The sequence below is a fragment of the Amycolatopsis sp. cmx-4-54 genome (genome assembly GCF_046548895.1).
Classification (GTDB): Bacteria; Actinomycetota; Actinomycetes; order Mycobacteriales; family Pseudonocardiaceae; genus Amycolatopsis.
The window spans coordinates 348,190-365,522 of record NZ_JAEBEJ010000005.1 but is presented as its reverse complement, the minus strand read 5'-3'; the positions used below and the strand labels follow the sequence as shown (position 1 = coordinate 365,522).

Sequence of the window (17,333 nt, the reverse complement as noted above, 5' to 3'; positions counted from 1 at the left end):
GTGACGTCGGATGGAGAATTTCCGGATTCGGCCGCAGATCGTGGGCCGTTCAGGGTAATCGCGCCATTACAGGACGAACGAATCCGACCAAGGCTGCGAGGCACGGCCGGACAAGCCGTCCAAAAGGGTCACCGCTTGTTTGTCGGTCAGCGACGCCACGAAGTCGACGACGGCCCGCCCGCGCGCCAGGCCGCGTACGGCGTCGGCACCGGTGACCGGTTCCCCGGTCGCTCCGATGAGCAGATCCGGCGACGTCCGCGCCAGTTCGCTGAACTCGGCCCGCGCCAGTTCCATCAGATCGTGCAGCCGTCGCGGGAGGCGGTAGAACTCGTCGCGGTCGAGCAGCCACGCGTCGAGCGCGTCGACCAGCGTCGTCACCAGGCTCGCCTGCCCGCGTTGGTGCAGCGCGAGTTCCGGGCGCAGCAGCACGAACTGCCGGTGCACGAATTTCAGCACCTGCACCTCGTGCCACTGGGCGGGACGCAGCGTCAGATGCCCCGTCCGGGTCGAAGGCGATGCCACCATCTGGACACCGTCGACGAGCCGAGCGGTCCACTTCGAAGAGAAGGCGGCGGTGGCCTGCTCGGCCTCGATGGAACCGTCGAAGCCGGTGGCGAGCAGGCCGTCGACGAGTTCGGCGCGGACACGGGCGACGGCACTGGTGAAGGCGTCGTCGTCGACGATCCAGCCGTCCTTGGCGTGCATCCGGCGGCGCAGCCGTTCCAGCGAACGGCCCGGCAGCCGCCGTTCCGCGGTCAACGTCGCGTCGTCCAGCCCGGCCAGTTCCAGCGCGTGGTCGACCCAGCCGGCGAACTCGGCGGCGACCGGCGCGTGCTGCAGGACACCGATCCGGTGGAAGTCCTGGAGGTCGTGGATGGCGTAGGCGATGTCGTCGGCGGTGTCCATCACGGACGCTTCGACGGTCTGCTGCCAGGGTTCGATCCGGCCGTCGAACGGGGCACGCGCCTGAGTGAAGTCGTCGAGTTCGGTGCTGTAGGCGGAGAACTTGCTCGCACCGGTGCCGGGGGCGTCGGCGGGCTCGGCCGCGCCGCGCGGCTGGACGCGCATCGACGTCGGGTGCGGATCGGGCACGTGCAACCGCGCCCACGGGTACTTCAGCACCGCGGCGCGCACCGCCGTCGTGAGGTCGAGCCCGGATGCCGACGGACCGCGCACGTCGGTGGTGGTGATGATGCGGAACGACTGCGCGTTGCCTTCGAAACCGTCGGCGAGGCCGAAGCGGTGGCGGGCGATCCGGTCCAGGGTCTGCTCGCCGAGGTGCCCGAACGGCGGATGTCCCAGATCGTGCGCGAGCGACGCGGCCTCGGCGACGTCCGGATCGCAGCCGCCCAGTTTCGCGGCGAGTTCGGCGGAATCGCCGTTCGCGTTGATCCGCTCGGCGATGGCGCGCGCGACCTGCGCGACCTTGAGGCTGTGCGTGAGCCGGTTGTGCAGCAACCCGGCGCCCCCGGCGCTGACGACCTGGGTCACGCCGCCGAGCCGGGCGAAGAACGGCGAAGCGGCGATCCGGTCCCGGTCGATGCGGAACGGGCTCGTGGCGAGATCGCTGAACCCGGCGTTCGCGCTTTCCGGATCGCGCCGCCACGCCCTCGGGTCCGTCTGTTCCATGCCTCACACGGTATCCGTCGAGACTTTGAGAGACACTGCCCAGGTGGCGGACGTGGTGATCGCGGGCGGAGGCCCGGCCGGACGAGCGCTCGCACGTGCCTGCTCGCGGCGCGGCCTGGAGACGACCCTCGTCGACCCGGCGCCGGACCGACGCTGGCGGGCGACCTACGGGTCGTTCGCCGACGAACTGCCCGCGCTGCCCGGGAGCGCCGTCGCGTGCGCGCCTTCGACCACGCTCGCCTTCGGGACCAGGCGGCATGTCCTGGATCGGCGCTACCTGGTGCTGGACAACGCCGGCCTGCGCACGTGGCTCGACGGGGGTTACGACGTCGTCGCCGGGGCGGTGTCCGGTGTGGACCACGGCGGGCGAGGTTCGTCGGTACACCTCGAAGACGGACGAATCCTCGCCACCGGCCTGTACGTCGACGCGTCCGGTGTCCGGCCGCGAGGTGACCGGTACGAACAGACGGCGTTCGGCGCGGTCCTCCCGGCCGAGGACGCGCTACGGCTGGCCGACGCCCCGGACACCGCCGTGTTCATGGACTGGCGGGACACGGAGTCCGGATTCCTGTATGTCCTGCCGCTCGGCGACGGCTCCGTCCTGGTCGAGGAGACCTCGCTGGCCCGCCGGCCCGGCCTGCCGCTCGACGTCCTGGCGGCGCGGCTGCGCGCCCGCCTGAGGGCCGTCGGGCTGACGTCGCGCGGGCGCGAGGAACGCGTGCGGATCGTGCTCGACGCGCCGGTGCCGCGCCGCGGCCGGACCGTGCCGTTCGGGACCGCCGCCGCCCTGGTGCATCCGGCGACCGGATACAGCGTCGCGACGTCGATCCGGCTCGCGGAACCGGTCGCCGACGCCGTGGCCCGGGCTTGGGATCGAGGCCCCGCCGCGGCGGCGTCGGCCGCGCACCGGGCGCTGTGGCCGTCCTCGGCACGAGCCGTGCACGGATTGCGGCGGCACGGGCTGCGAACACTGTGCGGGATGCCGCCCGAATCGGTCCCGGTGTTCTTCGATCTGTTCTTCACGTTGCCCATCTCGCACCAGCGCGCATTCATCAGCGGTCGCGAGGATGTTTCGGGTAACGCCGAAGCGATGTCGGCGCTTTTCCGGTTGTCACCATGGGCAGTAAGAAAACACCTGATCGGGTGGCGTACGTTACGCCGTTCTAGGTAACCCAGGTGCCTTCGCGATGAACATCAGTTGACACGTATTTCGTTTCCCGCCGCCACCGGAGAACATGCGCTTGTGACGTTGCAGATCGCTGTCCGCTTCGCTTACCAGCCGTTGTACAGCCTGCACACCGGTGGCGTCGTCGCGTTCGAAGCACTGGCACGGCCAGGCCGCGGCACCGCCCACGAACTGCTCGCCGACGCCCGGCGCAGCGGCAGGCTGGCCGAGGTCGACGTCGGCCTGGCCGCCGAGGCCGTCCGGCAGCTGCGTGAACCGCAGGCCGCCCTCCCCCTGCACCTGAACCTGTCCGCGCGGACGGTGGCGGCACCGCCCGCCCACTTCGACCCGCTGACCGACGCGCTCAGCCTGGCGGGCCGCCGGACCAGGGACGTCGTGCTGGAGATCGGGCCGCCGTTCACGCAGATCCCCGCCGACCTGCTGCTCACCGGGATGCGGCGGCTCACCGACCTCGGGTTCCGGCTCGCGCTCGACGGTCTCGGCCGCGGCGACCTCCCGCTCACGCTGCTCGCTTCGGCGCCCGTCGATCTGGTGAAACTGGACCGCAGCGTGCTGCGCGGCCTGCCGCACGACCCGGCGGCCGTCGCGGTGGTCGAGGCGGTGCTGCACTTCGCGTCGCGCACCGACAACCGCCTGGTCGCGACCGGGCTCGAAACCACCGAGCAGCTGGAATCCGCGCGGCGGCTCGGCGTGCGGATCGCGCAGGGCAACCTGCTCGCCCCGCCGGACGGCGACCACGCGCCGCTGCCCGCGCCGGACGCGCCAGGACCGTTCATCCCCGGCACCGCCCGCGCCCGCCGCGTCGGCGACTTCCTCCGGCCCGCGACCACGCTGCCGGAAGACGCGACCTGCGACGACGTGCGCGAGGTGCTGGCCGCCGCCGACGGGCCGAGCGGCATCGTCGGCATCGACGACCGACACCGTCCACAATGGTCGATCGACCGGACCCGGTTCCTGGTCGCGGTCACCGGGTTGTACGGCCACGCCCTGCACGCCAAACGGCCGGCGTCGCGGCTCGCCGACCGGCCGCACACGATCCACACCGACGCGAGCGCGCTCGAATTCCTCGAACTGGTCACCGACGCGGACTGGGGCCGGACCGGCGACGACGTCGTGGTGGTCGACGACCGCGGCCGGTGTGTCGGCGTGGTGCTGGTGAACGAGGTCGTCCGCGGGGTCGCGGAGGCGAAGGTCGAAGAGGCGGTCTCGCTGAGCCCGCTGACCCGCTTGCCCGGCAGCGACGCCGTCGCCAGGGACGTCGACCGCCGGATCAACGCGCGGGAGCCGTTCGTCGCGGCCTGGCTGGACGTCGACTCGTTCAAAACGGTCAACGACACCGCGGGGTTCGCCGCGGGCGACGACCTGATCCGCACGCTCGGCCGGACCCTCACCGATCTGGAGGCCCGGCTGCGCCGGATGCGCGTCAGCCACGTCGGCGGAGACGACTTCCTGATCGCCTGCGACGTCGACGAGATCGGCACGGTCGCCGCCGCGCTGCTGGACACAGCGTGGTCGGCCGACGGGCTGCCGGTGACGGTTTCGCTGGCGACCCTGGTGTGCGGGCACGGCGCGATCGGGTCCTACAAGGACGCTTCCCGGCTCTTGGCGCCGCTGAAGAAGCGGGCCAAGGAGGTTCCCGGGTCGAGCTGGGTGCTCGGGCGGCCAGGCTCGGACCGCGTCGAGGTCCTGCGCGGGATCACGACCCGCGGACTCCCCTCGCAACGCGCCGCCGCCAGCTTCTGACCCTCGCATTTCGTCCTCTGGATGCGGGAGTTTCAGAGGGCGTAGGCGGCGCGGTAGGCCGAGAAGCGTTCGTCGACCTCGCCGGCGGTGAGCCCGAAGTCCGCGAGGTCGTACCGATGCACGGGTTTCCTTTCCCCGGAACGGCTTTCCGCGTGCACCACGGCCATCGCGTCCCGGGCGGCGTCGCTCAGCGGCAGCCCGAAATGCCGGTAGACGCCTTCGACCGTGCCGATCGGGTCGGCGACGAAATCCTCGTACCGGACATCGCAGAACTGCGCCGGATCGTGACGTTTCCTTGCCTCCAGAGACTTTTCCGTACCGCGTGCCCAGAGATCCAGCTGGCTGCGGCCGATCACGTCGCCGCGGAAGACGTCGGACCAGCCCGCCGACGCCTGCTCGTTCAAACTGCACACCGACGCGACGATCGTGCTCGGCGCGCGATGGGTCTGGACGATCAGGGCGTCCGGGTACACCTCCAGCAGCGCGTCCAGCGCGAAAAGATGGCTCGGGTTCTTGAGCACCCACCGGCGTCCGGCGTCCGGCAGGCCGATGAGCTGCAGGTTGCGCCGATGCCTCCGATAAGCGTCGGTCCAGCTCTGCCCGTCCAGCCAGCGCGAGTAAGACGGCACATGCGCGAGACATTCGTAGGACACCGATTTCAACGACTGCCGCAGGAGCTGCCAGCATTCCTCGACCTGGTCGGCGGACATGTGGTGCAGGCCCATGAATTCGGGATGTTCGACGTGGTGTTTCTCGTAACCCGCCTGTATCCCTTGGAAAACCGGGTTCTCCGCCCAGGTCTCGCGCGGCGGACGCGGTTGCGGTACTTCGGTCAGCCAGACTTCCAGCCCCTGGTGCGCCGGGTCTTCGGTGAGCAGCCGGTGCAATGCCGTGGTCCCGGTGCGCGGCAGGCCGGTGACGAAGACGGGGCGCTCGACGGGAACGTCGGCGTACTCCGGATTCCGCTTCCACGAGGCCTCGCTCAACGACCTCGCCACCAGGGCGCCACGCAGGAACGCGCGATGGATCTTGTTGCCGTACGCGGTCAGACCCGCCTCACCGGCATACGAATCCAGCAGCACACGGAGACCTTCGAGATGATCGTCGCCGCCGAAGTCGTCCAGCCCGGTGAGTTTCGCCGCCGACGCGTGCAGATCCTCCACGGTGCCGACGTTTTCCCGCCCTGGCAGCATGTTCTCCCCTTCAGTGGTGGTACTCGCCGGCGTTGACGTCGAGGCACTGACCGGTGACGCACCGGGCGAGCGACGACGCCAGGAACACGACGGTGTCGGCGATCTCGTCCGGTTCCGGCAGGCGGCGCAGGTCGATCGTCTCCGCCGTCTCGGCGTACACCTGCTCCGGCGGCACCCCGCGTTCCTTGGCCAGATAAGCGAAGTACCACTTCAGCGAGTCCGCCCAGATATAGCCCGGCGCCACGGAATTGACCCTGATCCCCCGCGGCCCGAGTTCCGAGGCGAGGCTCTGGGCGAGCGCGAGCAGGCTGGCTTTCGCCATCTTGTACGCGCCGAACGTCCGGCGGGAATGCCGCAGGACGGCCGAATTGATCATCACCACCGAACCGCCGCTCTCGGCGAGCGCGGGCGTGAACAGGCGCGTGAGCCGAAGCGCGGCGAGCACGTTGGTCTCGAAGCCCGCTCGCACGTCGGCGAGGTCTACGTCGGCGAGATCCATGAGCGGCGGGATCGCGAAAGCGTTGTTCACCAAGGCGTCCACCCGGCCGAACGCCTTCACCGCGGCCTCGGTGAGGTTCGCGGCCGAAGCGTCGTCGGTGATGTCAGTGGGCACGGTGACCGCGCGGCGGCCGAGCGCGTCGACCTCCTTGGCGACCTCGGCGAGCCGGGATTCGGTACGGGCGGCGAGGACGACGTCTGCGCCCGCCGCGGCGCAGCGCACGGCGATCGACCGGCCGAGCCCCGGTCCGACGCCGGAGACCACGATCACCTTGTCCCGCAAGAGATCCGTCATCCCAGCATCCTCGCCGCGACCGCCTGCTGCCGGGCGGAGATCCGGTCCGCCCATTCCTGCGGGGTCACCCGCGCCGCGTCGTGGAACGGCAGCCGGTCGGCGAGTTCACCGAACTTCACCACCTCGACCTCGGGCCCGTCGGCCTTGTCCAGCGCTCGGGACAGACGCTGCCACCGAATCTGGACGTATCCGCGGTCGTGCCCGGTGCGTTCGAGCCAGTTCGCCAGGCCGGGATCGCGTTCGCTGATCACGAAGCGGATCTTGCCGTCCGGGTCGACCCGCGCCTGGTCGGCGGTGAGGCTCGTCTGATGGTTGATGTAGTCCAGCGAGAGATACCAGACGCTGCCGAGCTGGATGCCCTGATACGGCGCGTCCGATCGCGGCACCGTCACGATCATGACCTCTTCGTCGCCGAGTTCGTAGTGCCCGGCCGACGAGTACTGCGTGGTCAGGCCGCCCGGCGTCGGTCGCGGCTCGGTCATCGTGTTCACCGGCAGGTTCAGGTAGAACCATTTCGGGAAGGCGAGGAAGGTGCGGAGCCTGCTCAGCAGGATCTTGCCGGTCACGCCATAGCGTTTGGCCAGCCCGTCGCGGGTGAGCGGCGCGGGCGCGCCACCCGCGGTGTCGGCGCACTGGATCTGGATCGTGCCTCGGCGTTCGGCGGCCCAGTCGCTGTAGACCTCACGCACGACGAGCATCGACGAACCCGGGCCGAGGACGAAGTAGTTCGGCCCGGGGTCGGGTTTCGCCGGCCCGAAGCGGAGTTCGAACGAGCCGTCCTCGGCGATCTCGATCTCGCGGTCGTCGAAGGCGGCGAGACTGTCGGGCACCTCGACGGGCGAATAGTCGCCGTTGAGGACCTGGAAACTGACGTCGGCCGTACTCCCCCGCGTCCCGGTGACGACGTATTCGCGGTCCTCGCGGATGTTCGCGTTGAAGTACAGCGTGTCCGGGTTGTCCAGGCCCATCTTCGTGTACGGCCCGGTGGACTGGGTGAAGAACGGATAGTCCCGTTCGTAGGCCCACGCCATCTGCAAGGACGCGCGGATACTGCCGGCGAGGTAGTCGTACCCCTCGACCAGATCCTGTTCGGTCCGGATGTGCGGCGCCTCCGCGATGACCTTCTCGGCTTCGACGATCGCGTCCGCGAACGGTTGAGTGAGCACCGGCGACTCCTCATACTGGTACAAATACGTACCAGCTTGGTACGTTCTTCGAGCCATCAGACTAGAACGCGTTCTAAGGATGGGTCAATGACCCGACGCTCCCCGCCCACCGAGCGAGTCGTGCGGCTGCTCGACCACTTCGCCGCGCACCCGGGCCGTCGCTTCGGCCTGTCGGAACTCGCCCGCGAGCTGGACCTGGCCAAACCGACCTGTCTCGGCATCGTCACCGAACTGACGGCGGGCGGTTACCTGGTCCGGGCCCCTCAGCCGGTCACGTACCGGCTCGGCCCGGCGCTGATCGCCGCCGGCCGCGTCGCGAGCGAAGGATTCGGCGCGAGCGAGGTCGCGCGCCGGCATCTGGAGGAGCTGAGCAGGCGATACGGCGCCACGTGCACGGCGTCGGCCGTGGTCGGCGACCGGATCCTGATGCTGCAGAGCGCCGGGCCCGGCCGGATCAAACTGGGCGAGACCTATCCGTTCGCGCCGCCGGTCGGCCTGATGTACGTGTTGTGGGACTCCGACGCGGCGTTCGACGCGTGGCTCACCAAACCCCCGACGGTGCCGGTGCGGCTGGACGAAGCGCACCTGCGCCGCGTCGTCGCCGAATGCCGGGAGCACGGCTACCTGGTGGAGAGCCTGACTTCCGCGGGACGGCGGCTCTACGCGCTGATGGCGGGCGTCGGCGCGGAGGAACTCCCGCCGGAAGTGCGCGGGCTGGTGGGGGAACTCGTCTCGAGCCTCGGCGAGCGCGTCTACCTCGGCGCCGATCTGGAGCCACGCCGCAGGCACGCGGTGAGCCTGCTCGCCGCGCCGACGTTCGACGCTTCGGGACGGCAGGAGCTCGTGCTCACCCTGTCGGTCGGCGAACCGATCACCGGCGCCGAGATCGCGCGGCGGGGCGCGGCACTGGTCGCCACCGCCGACGCCGTCACCGCCGAATCCGGCGGCCGCCACCCCCGCGTTTAGTCCTCTGAATGCGGTAGTTGCACACGCTGCCCGGTGCACGCCGTCGCCGACCCCACCCGCGTTCAGAGGACTAAACGCGGGACCAGCGGTTCGCGGTCAGCTTCAGGCTCGGCACGTCGTCCATCGACATCATCGTCTCGTACAGCCGGTCGTACTGGGTCGAGGCGGTCAGCCACACGCCGTCGACCCGCCGGTAGGTGTCCTCGTAGTACGCCGCGCCCTCGATCACCACCCGGTGTTCGGGCACGATCACCTTGTCCCGCATCAGCCACGTACCCGTCGCGGTGTCGCCGTCGACGTCGATCTCCGGCTGCCCGGCGAAGTGCACCGTCGTGACGCCCGGGCCGACAGCGTTCCGGAAGAACTCGACGATCGCTTCGCGGCTTTCGAAGGTCAGCGGCTTGCCGTACGACGGCGTGCCGTAGCGCGCGTGCGCGTCGGCGGTCAGGGTGTCCGCCATCTCGTCCCACAGCTTGAGGTCGAGGCAGCGGAGGTAACGGGCTTTGAGGCGACGGATCTCTTCGAGCGCGACCAGGTCCATGCCGACAGCGTCCCCCAGCCCTTGACCAAGAGCAAGAACTTGTTCTACTTTTCTGATCTCGAACCACGGAGGTCCCGATGGCGTCCCCGGCATACGAGCTCACCCATCTCGAAGCACTGGAAGCCGAAGCCGTGCACATCTTCCGCGAGGTCGCGGCGACCTTCGAACGGCCGGTGCTGCTGTTCTCCGGCGGCAAGGACTCGATGGTGATGCTCCACGTGGCGGCCAAGGCGTTCTGGCCGTCGCCGCCGCCGTTCCCGGTGATGCACGTCGACACCGGGCACAACTTCGACGAGGTCATCGAGTTCCGTGACCGCACCGTCGACACGTACGGCCTCAGGCTCGTCGTCTCCAGCGTCCAGGACGACATCGACGCGGGCCGGGTCGTCGAAGACCCGAAGGCCGGCCGCAACCGTCTCCAGACCGCCGCCCTGCTCCGGGGTATCCGCGAGCATTCCTTCGACGCCGTGTTCGGCGGAGCGCGGCGCGACGAAGAGAAGGCCCGCGCGAAGGAGCGTGTGTTCAGCTTCCGCGACGAGTTCGGCCAATGGGACCCGCGCAATCAGCGGCCCGAACTCTGGGACCTCTACAACGGCAGGCACCGCAAAGGCGAGCACATCCGCGTCTTCCCGCTCTCGAACTGGACCGAACTCGACATCTGGCAGTACATCGAAGCCGAGAACGTCGACCTGCCGTCGATCTACTACTCGCACCGGCGCCCGGTCGTCCAGCGGGACGGCATGCTGCTCGCGCACACCCGGTTCCTCACCCTGAACGAAGGAGAAAGTCCTTACGAGACAACGGTTCGCTTCCGGACCGTCGGTGACGCGACCTGCACGGGCTGCGTCGAGTCGACGGCGACGTCGCCGGGCGAGGTGGTCGCCGAGGTGGCCGTCAGCAGGCTCACCGAACGCGGCGCCACCCGTGCCGACGACCGGATCTCCGAAGCGGGCATGGAAGACCGTAAGAAGGAAGGCTACTTCTGATGAGCGCTTCGCTGGTCCGCCTCGCGACCGCGGGCAGTGTCGACGACGGGAAGTCGACCCTGATCGGCCGTCTGCTGTTCGATTCGAAGACGGTGTTCACCGACCAGCTCGAAGCCATCGAACGCACCAGCCGCGACCGGGGCGAGGCGTACCCGAACCTCGCGCTGCTGACCGACGGTCTCCGCGCGGAGCGCGAACAGGGCATCACCATCGACGTCGCCCACCGCTACTTCGCCACTCCCCGACGGAAGTTCATCATCGCCGACACGCCGGGGCACGTGCAGTACACCCGGAACATGGTCACCGGCGCGTCCACCGCGGATCTCGCGCTGATCCTGATCGACGCCCGCAAGGGCGTGCTCGAACAGTCGCGGCGGCACGCGTTCCTGGCCAGCCTGCTGGGCATCCCACACCTGGTGCTGTGCGTCAACAAGATGGACCTGGTCGGCTGGTCCCGGGAACGCTTCGAAGAGATCCGCGAGGAGTTCCGCCGCTTCGCCATGAAACTCCAGGTGCACGATCTCACCTTCGTGCCGATGTCGGCGCTGCACGGCGACAACGTCGTGCACCGGGGCGCCAGTATGCCTTGGTACGAAGGGACTTCGCTTCTGCATCACCTCGAACAGGTGCATGTCGCCTCGGATCGCAACCTCATCGACGCGCGATTCCCGGTGCAGTATGTGATCCGGGAGCACAGCCGCGACTTCCGCGGCTATGCGGGCACCGTCGCGGGCGGAGTGTTCAAACCCGGCGACGAGGTCGCCGTCCTGCCGTCCGGCTTCACCACGACGGTGCGCGCGATCTGGGGCCCGGGCGGCACCACGGTCACCGAAGCCTTCGCCTCGCAGGCCGTCACGATAGAGCTCGCCGACGACCTCGACCTCGGCCGCGGCGACCTGATCTGCCGTCCCGGCAACCGTCCTCACACCAGCAGGGACGTCGACGCGATGGTGTGCTGGTTCTCCGAACAAGAAGCTTTGAAAGCAGGGAACAACTTCCTCGTACGGCACACCACCAGGGAGACCAAGGCCGAGATCCGCGATCTGGACTACCGGCTCGACGTCACCACCCTGCACCGCGACGAGACCGCGAAGTCGTTGTCACTCAACGAAATCGGCCGGATCCGGCTGCGTACGCGACAGCCGCTGCTGTTCGATTCCTACCGCCGCAACCGCTCCACCGGCGGCTTCCTTCTCGTCGACGAGCATTCCGGGGCGACGGTCGCGGCGGGCATGATCACCGGTCCGAGCGTGACCGCGTCGAACGTCGTCTGGCACACCGCTGCGGTCAGCAGGGCGGAACGGGCGACACGCGGGCTCACCGTCTGGCTCACCGGGCTTTCCGCGTCCGGGAAGTCGAGTGTGGCGGTGGAACTGGAGCGGCGGCTGGTCGCGTCCGGCAGGCCCGCGTACCTGCTGGACGGCGACAACCTCCGGCACGGTCTGAACGGGAATCTCGGCTTCAGTCCCGCCGATCGTGCCGAGAACGTCCGCCGCGTCACCGAGGTCGCGAAGCTGTTCGCCGATGCCGGTGTGGTGTCGGTGGTCTCCCTGATCAGCCCATACCGGGCCGACCGCGAACTCGCCCGCGCCGCGCACGAGGCGGCCGGGCTGCCGTTCCTCGAAGTCTTCGTCGACACTCCGCTCGAAGTCTGCGAAGACCGCGACCCCAAGGGGATGTACGCGAAGGCGCGGGCGGGGGAGATCAGCGGGTTCACCGGGGTCGACGCGCCTTATGAACAGCCGGAGAGCCCGGATCTGGTGCTGCGCCCCGAAAACGGGGATCCGGCCGCGATGGCCGCACTGATTCTCGCCGCCTTGGAGTAGACCTGAGCCTTCCCGCGTCACCTGCCGCCGTGGTGGCCTGTTGAGGCTGCCAGGGCGCGTTGCGAAAGCCACTTTCGCAACGTTGAAGGTTGTGAAAGTGGCTTTCACAACGTCCACCTCACCGAGGACTCGGCGCTACCAACGCTTCTCGCCAAAGCGGCTTTCGCAACCTCGGCCGACAGCTGGCTCGATGCCAGGACGCGTTGCGAAAGCCACTTTCACAACGTTGAAGGTTGCGAAAGTGGCTTTCGCAACGCGCGCCGACGGAGGCGTCGGCCACGAAACCGCCGCCTCACCCTCAACCGCCGTTCGTCGCCCGATACGGAGCGGTCGCGTAGGTGCGAGCGGTGGCGGCCGTCAGCTTTTCGACCGAACGGAACATCGTCTTCCCGAGCTTCGCCCGCGCCTTCAACGCCGGATGCGTCGCGGCGTAGTCGTCCTTGTTCACCGCGGAATCACCCGCGAACTCACCGGAGGCGAACAGCGAATAGGTCAGGATCGGCTTGCCGTCCGCGCTGAACATCACCCCGGCCTCGTTGCGGCCGTCGTTGAACCAGCCGGCCTTCGTGGCGACCCGCAGCCGCTCGGCCGACGTCAAGCCGAGGCGCACGCCGTCGGTGAACGCGCTCAGCGAGCGCAGGATGTCCAGCAGGTACTCGGTGGACTTCGCCGAAAGCAGCGTCCCGCCGACCAGTTTCCGCAGCAGCGTATGCGTTTCGGCCGGAGTCGTCTTGCCGAGGAAGAAGCGGTTCGGGTTCGCCACGGGAACGACCTGGGTGTGCACGAATCCCTTGCCACGCAGGATCTCGTTGAGCTCCGCGGCCGGGCAGACCAGCCCGCACAGGCGGACGGCCGTGTTGTCGGACAGCGTCAGCAGCGCGGCCATCGCGTGTCCGAGTGTCACCGAACTCGGGTACGCGCCGTCGAGGGCGAAGATGCCGTCGGTGTCCTTGATGACGATGTCGGCCGTGACGTCGACCCGCTGGTCCAAGGTGAGCAGCCCGCGGTCGATCTTGTCGAGCACCGCGGTGGCGACGGCGATCTTGTTGACGCTGTACGCCTCGACGACCTCGTCGGCCCGCTCGGACACGGCGGGCACCAGGTTCCCGGCGGAATCCGCGACGCTGACGTAGGACGACCAGGTGCCGCCCGCCTTCGCGGTCTCCCGGGCGTAGACCTGGGAAATCCGGCGCGCGGCGGACGAAGCGTCGGCGGCGGGAGTGTCCGGTTCGGACTCTTCGGCGGCCTGAGCGACCTGCACCGTCCCGAGCATCGCGCCCGCGGCGGCGACCGTGCCCAGCCCCAGCAGGCGACGGCGATCGACGTTGATGTCCACTCCGGAACCCTACCGCGTTCAGCCCGCCGGTGTGACGAATCCGGTGTCGTAGGCCTTGATCACCGCTTGCGTCCGGTCCCGCGCGCCGAGTTTCGCGAGCACGTTCCCGACATGCGTCTTGACCGTCTGCACGCCGAGGTACAACTCGCCCGCGATCTCCACATTGGACAGTCCGCCCGCCATCAGCCGCAGCACCTCGCTTTCGCGTTCGGTGAGCCCGGCACCGGCGAGACCGTCCTGCGGGCCCCGGTTCGCCTGCTGCGCGGCCAGCCGCCGGATCGCGGCCGGGAACAGCAGCGACTCCCCCGCCGCCACCGTCCGGATCGCCGCGACGATCTCCTCGGGCCGCGCCCGCTTCAGCAGGAAGCCGCTCGCGCCGGCGAGCAAGGCGTCGTAGACGTAGTCGTCGTTTTCGAAGGTGGTCACCACGATCACCTTCGGCGGGTTGTCCATAGTGGACATCAGATGCGCGGTCGCGCGGATACCGTCGACGGAGGGCATCCGGACGTCCATCAGCACGACGTCGGGCCGGAACCGCGAGACCAGCCCCGGCACCTCGGCGCCGTCGGACGCTTCGCCCACGACCTCCAGGTCGGGCTCGGAGGCGACGATCGCCCGCAGCCCCGCCCGGATGAGCTGTTCATCGTCGACCAGCAGCACCCCGATGCTCATCGCCGCTTCCCCCATGGCACCGCCACCTCGACCTTCCAGAATCCGTCCGCACGGCCCGCGGTGATCGTGCCTCCGAGCACTTCCACCCGTTCCGTCATTCCCCGCAGCCCCCGGCCGCCCCCGTCACGCGACGGCGAAGCGGCGCCGAGCGGGTTGGACACCCGCAGGCGCAACAGCTCCGTTCCGGCGTCGACGAGGACCGTCACCGGAACCTTACCGGCGTGCCGCAGCGCGTTCGTCAGGCATTCCTGCAGGATCCGGTACGCCTCACGGGAGACGACCGGCGGCACCGAGGTCGGCTCACCCCGCACCTCCGCCGCCACCTCGGCGCCCGCCAGCCGCGTCGCTTCGACCAGCGCGGGCAGCTCCGCCAGGCCCGATTGCGGCGTCCGCGAAGACGCCTCGTCACGCAGCAACCCGAGTACGTGATCGAGGTCGTCCAGCGCCGCGCGGGCGGATTCCTCGATGGCGGTGAGCGCCTGCTCGGTGAAATCGGGATCCGTCCTCAGTGTCCGGCGCGCTGCCCCCGCCTGGATGGTCACGACGCTCAGCGCGTGCCCGACCGAGTCGTGCAGTTCGCGCGCGAGCCGGTTCCGTTCGGCGAGTTGCTCGGTGCGCTTCTCCAGCTGGGCGATCCGCTCCGCGGCCGAGATCCCCAGCAGGCTCTTGGCGCAACGGGTCAGCACCGCGCCCGCACCCCATACGACGTAGGCCAGCGCGACGACGCCGAGCAGGAACGCCACCGGGATCCACGCGCTCGCCCAGCCCTCCGGCACGACGATCGGATCCTCCGTGGACAGCGCGATCCGGCCGGTGAACGGAGCCGCGATGGTGAAACCGAAGCCGACCGGCACGAACAGGCTCGCCAGGCTGACGACGCAACCGGTGCTCACGTGCAGCAGGAACATCGCGGTCGACCGCAGGCGGACGGGCCAGCTCGCCGCGGGCCCGAACGTCACCCCGGGTACAGGGTCGTCCAGGAGTTCCCGCACGGCCGCGCCCTCCAGCACCCGGACGGCGGGGATGAACGACGACGCGACCATCACCACGACGACGGTGATCATCGCGATGACGAGGCCGCGTTCCACCGTCACGACGAGGGGAAGCAACGACGGCACCACGATGGCGGCGAAGAGGATGTACGGCACGCTCAGCGCGCCGCCGAGGATGAAGTACACCCAGCGGCGGTAGGTCGCCCGGTCGACGAGCGGGCCGAAAAGTCGCATGCGCTCTTTCTAGCGCGTGCCGGCCGTACGCGGATCCCGCATCAGTACCTCCGCGATCTCCCTCGCGAGGGTGATCCGATGCGCGTCCCCGTCGATCCCGGTGTGCGAGACAGCGCCCTCGACGAGGAGGAAGAGCTGCTCCGCGAGCCTTTCCGGATCGTCCGCGTCCGGGGCGTCCTCACGGATCAGTTCGGCGAACTTCGCCCGTACCGCCGCCTTGTGCCGCCGGATCACGTCGAGTCCGGGATGGTCCGCGGGCAGTTCGGCGGCCGCGTTGAGGAACGCGCACCCCCGGTCGCTCCCGAGCCGGGGGTGGTCGATGTAGGCGTCGAAGACCACCAGCGCCCGGGGCTGATCGGCTTCCGCCAGCCGCTCTTCGAGGTACACCCACCAGACGTCGTGCCGGCGTCGCAGATACGCGACGGTGAGCTCCGTCTTCGACCCGAAGCACGCGTACAGGGTTTTCTTCGTGACGCCGGCGGCTTCGGCCACCGCCGCGACGCCCACCGCGTTGACGCCCTCCCGGTAGAAGAGCTCGCTCGCGGCGCTCAGGACACGCTCGCCGGCTGGGGTCAGCATGACACCGAGTATACCGATCGGTTGACCTAAGCGCGAAATGCTGGAACAGTCCTGAAGTATACCGATCGGTATACACGTGGAGGAGAGCTGATGGTTTCTTCGTACAAACGCGAACTGACCCTCACGGCGGCCGGGTTGTCGCTGATCGCGGTCTCCTACGGGCTCGCGAGGTACGCGTACGGTCTCTTCGCGCCGACCCTCCGGACGGAGTTCGACCTCGACGGCGGCGCTCTCGGCGCCATCGCGGCGGGAAGTTACGTCGCGTACTGCCTCGCCGTCATCGCCTCGACCGCCGTCACGACCCGGTGGGGCGCGCGAGCGGGCGCGCTCGCCGCCGGAGCGACGGCCACGGCGGGAACCGCCTTGATCGCGTCCGCGCCGAACGCCGGCGTGCTCGCGCTCGGTGTCGTCCTCGCCGGCGCGAGCACCGGCCTGGCGTCCCCTTCGCTCGCCGACGCGGTCTCACGCGTCGTCCGGGCGACCCGCCGTGACCGCGCCCAGTCCGTGGTGAACGCCGGGACCGGGCTCGGCGTGCTGATCTCCGGCCCGGTCTCCCTGCTCGCCATCGGTGACTGGCGAATGGCGTGGTGGGCCTTCGCCGCGGCCTCGGCGCTGGTGACCTTGTGGATCGCCCGCGTCGTGCCGCCGGTCAAGGAGGACCGCGCGCGTGGGCTGCCGGTGCCGCTGTTCCCGCCGGCCACTAAACGGCTGCTGCCCGCCGCCGCGACGCTCGGCCTGGCCAGCGCGGCGATCTGGACCTTCGGCCGGGACATCGCCGTGAGTGTCGGCGGCCTCGACGAGACCGCTTCCACGGTGGTGTGGATCGTCCTTGGCGCGGTCGGCCTGGCCGGCGCCTTCACCGCCGAACTGACCTCGCGGGCGGGACTGCGCCGGGCCTGGTCGGCGGGCATGATCCTGTTCGCCGCCGCCACCGCACTCTTCGCGCTCGCCACCCGCTCCCTCCCGGCGCTCGTCATCGCGGCCGCGCTCTTCGGAGCCGTCTACATCGGACTGACCGGCGTCCTGATCCTCTGGGGCACCAGGGCCTATCCGACGGCGCCCGCGTTCGGGGTCGGCGTGGCCTTCCTGGCGCTGGCACTCGGCCAGGCCGTCGGGGCGCCGCTCATCGGTTTCCTCGGGGATCTCCTCGACCTGCGTGCAGGCTTCCTCGCGGCGGCGGCGATCGCCGTTCTCGGCGTCCTGTTCGCGCCCCGGGAGGCGACCACTACCTACAACTTCGGGGTCCGCTCCCTCGCAGTGCTTGCCTGCGAACCCGCATCCGCGATCGACGTCGGCAGGGCGCAACCTGATCATCCGGCTCACGATGCCAACCGAGGCGCCCTGCCACCGCGATAGCGGGGCCTCCGGCCGAGGCGGGTTCCGCATTCAGTCGCTCTTGACCTGTAACCTCAGGCTCCGCTCCCTCGCAAGGGTGAGTACCGTCCCGCCCGAGCGGGAATCCCGCACGGACTGCGCGTGATGTGCTCTTCG

15 protein-coding genes are annotated in these 17,333 nt (G+C 69.5%); 6 read left to right on the top strand and 9 right to left on the bottom strand.

Annotated features, from left to right (window positions below):
• Positions 1–66: 66 nt before the first annotated feature.
• Entirely contained in the window at positions 67–1,629 is a 1,563-nt protein-coding gene (locus ACLJQ7_RS18935) for a deoxyguanosinetriphosphate triphosphohydrolase family protein (RefSeq protein WP_410649495.1), read from the bottom strand.
• 43 nt (positions 1,630–1,672) lie between these two features.
• Here ACLJQ7_RS18935 and ACLJQ7_RS18930 point away from each other — a divergent pair, with 43 nt between their 5' ends.
• Positions 1,673–2,800, top strand: coding sequence for a lycopene cyclase family protein (locus ACLJQ7_RS18930; RefSeq protein ID WP_410649494.1), 1,128 nt, complete (start codon positions 1,673–1,675; stop codon positions 2,798–2,800).
• A 72-nt stretch (positions 2,801–2,872) separates the two neighbouring features.
• Positions 2,873–4,558, top strand: coding sequence for an EAL domain-containing protein (locus tag ACLJQ7_RS18925; protein ID WP_410649493.1), 1,686 nt, complete (start codon positions 2,873–2,875; stop codon positions 4,556–4,558).
• A 32-nt stretch (positions 4,559–4,590) separates the two neighbouring features.
• Here ACLJQ7_RS18925 and ACLJQ7_RS18920 read toward each other — a convergent pair whose 3' ends face one another.
• Genes ACLJQ7_RS18920 through ACLJQ7_RS18910 form a run of 3 tightly spaced genes read right to left on the bottom strand, consistent with a single transcriptional unit; the run spans position 4,591 to position 7,710 of the window.
• Entirely contained in the window at positions 4,591–5,751 is a 1,161-nt protein-coding gene (locus ACLJQ7_RS18920) for a sulfotransferase family protein (protein WP_410649492.1), read from the bottom strand.
• A gap of 10 nt (positions 5,752–5,761) precedes the next feature.
• Positions 5,762–6,544: an SDR family oxidoreductase gene (locus tag ACLJQ7_RS18915; protein WP_410649491.1), complete on the bottom strand. Its 783-nt coding sequence runs from the start codon at positions 6,542–6,544 to the stop codon at positions 5,762–5,764.
• The gene (locus tag ACLJQ7_RS18910; RefSeq protein ID WP_410649490.1) at positions 6,541–7,710 is read right to left on the bottom strand and encodes a hypothetical protein; all 1,170 of its coding nucleotides are present in this window, start codon (positions 7,708–7,710) and stop codon (positions 6,541–6,543) included. Before ACLJQ7_RS18910 ends, ACLJQ7_RS18915 begins: the two co-directional genes overlap by 4 nt.
• A gap of 87 nt (positions 7,711–7,797) precedes the next feature.
• Here ACLJQ7_RS18910 and ACLJQ7_RS18905 point away from each other — a divergent pair, with 87 nt between their 5' ends.
• Positions 7,798–8,676: a helix-turn-helix domain-containing protein gene (locus ACLJQ7_RS18905; RefSeq protein ID WP_410649489.1), complete on the top strand. Its 879-nt coding sequence runs from the start codon at positions 7,798–7,800 to the stop codon at positions 8,674–8,676.
• 70 nt (positions 8,677–8,746) lie between these two features.
• Here ACLJQ7_RS18905 and ACLJQ7_RS18900 read toward each other — a convergent pair whose 3' ends face one another.
• Entirely contained in the window at positions 8,747–9,217 is a 471-nt protein-coding gene (locus ACLJQ7_RS18900) for a nuclear transport factor 2 family protein (RefSeq protein WP_410649488.1), read from the bottom strand.
• A gap of 77 nt (positions 9,218–9,294) precedes the next feature.
• On the opposite strand from ACLJQ7_RS18900, the gene cysD reads away from it, so the two are divergent.
• Both cysD and cysC read left to right on the top strand, forming a co-directional pair.
• Entirely contained in the window at positions 9,295–10,203 is a 909-nt protein-coding gene (cysD, locus tag ACLJQ7_RS18895; RefSeq protein WP_410649487.1) for a sulfate adenylyltransferase subunit CysD, read from the top strand.
• On the top strand, positions 10,203–12,029 hold the full coding sequence (gene cysC / locus ACLJQ7_RS18890) for an adenylyl-sulfate kinase (RefSeq protein ID WP_410649486.1): 1,827 nt from the start codon (positions 10,203–10,205) through the stop codon (positions 12,027–12,029). Before cysD ends, cysC begins: the two co-directional genes overlap by 1 nt.
• A gap of 298 nt (positions 12,030–12,327) precedes the next feature.
• Here the strand turns inward: cysC and ACLJQ7_RS18885 are convergent, their stop codons facing one another.
• Genes ACLJQ7_RS18885 through ACLJQ7_RS18870 form a run of 4 tightly spaced genes read right to left on the bottom strand, consistent with a single transcriptional unit; the run spans position 12,328 to position 15,842 of the window.
• Positions 12,328–13,365: a serine hydrolase gene (locus tag ACLJQ7_RS18885; RefSeq protein ID WP_410649485.1), complete on the bottom strand. Its 1,038-nt coding sequence runs from the start codon at positions 13,363–13,365 to the stop codon at positions 12,328–12,330.
• An 18-nt stretch (positions 13,366–13,383) separates the two neighbouring features.
• Positions 13,384–14,037, bottom strand: a complete 654-nt coding sequence (locus ACLJQ7_RS18880) for a response regulator (RefSeq protein WP_410649814.1) — start codon at positions 14,035–14,037, stop codon at positions 13,384–13,386.
• Positions 14,034–15,263, bottom strand: a complete 1,230-nt coding sequence (locus ACLJQ7_RS18875; protein WP_410649484.1) for a sensor histidine kinase — start codon at positions 15,261–15,263, stop codon at positions 14,034–14,036. Before ACLJQ7_RS18875 ends, ACLJQ7_RS18880 begins: the two co-directional genes overlap by 4 nt.
• Positions 15,264–15,272: 9 nt before the next feature.
• Positions 15,273–15,842: a TetR/AcrR family transcriptional regulator gene (locus ACLJQ7_RS18870; RefSeq protein ID WP_410649483.1), complete on the bottom strand. Its 570-nt coding sequence runs from the start codon at positions 15,840–15,842 to the stop codon at positions 15,273–15,275.
• A 90-nt stretch (positions 15,843–15,932) separates the two neighbouring features.
• On the opposite strand from ACLJQ7_RS18870, the gene ACLJQ7_RS18865 reads away from it, so the two are divergent.
• The gene (locus ACLJQ7_RS18865; RefSeq protein WP_410649482.1) at positions 15,933–17,198 is read left to right on the top strand and encodes an MFS transporter; all 1,266 of its coding nucleotides are present in this window, start codon (positions 15,933–15,935) and stop codon (positions 17,196–17,198) included.
• Positions 17,199–17,333: the final 135 nt, after the last annotated feature.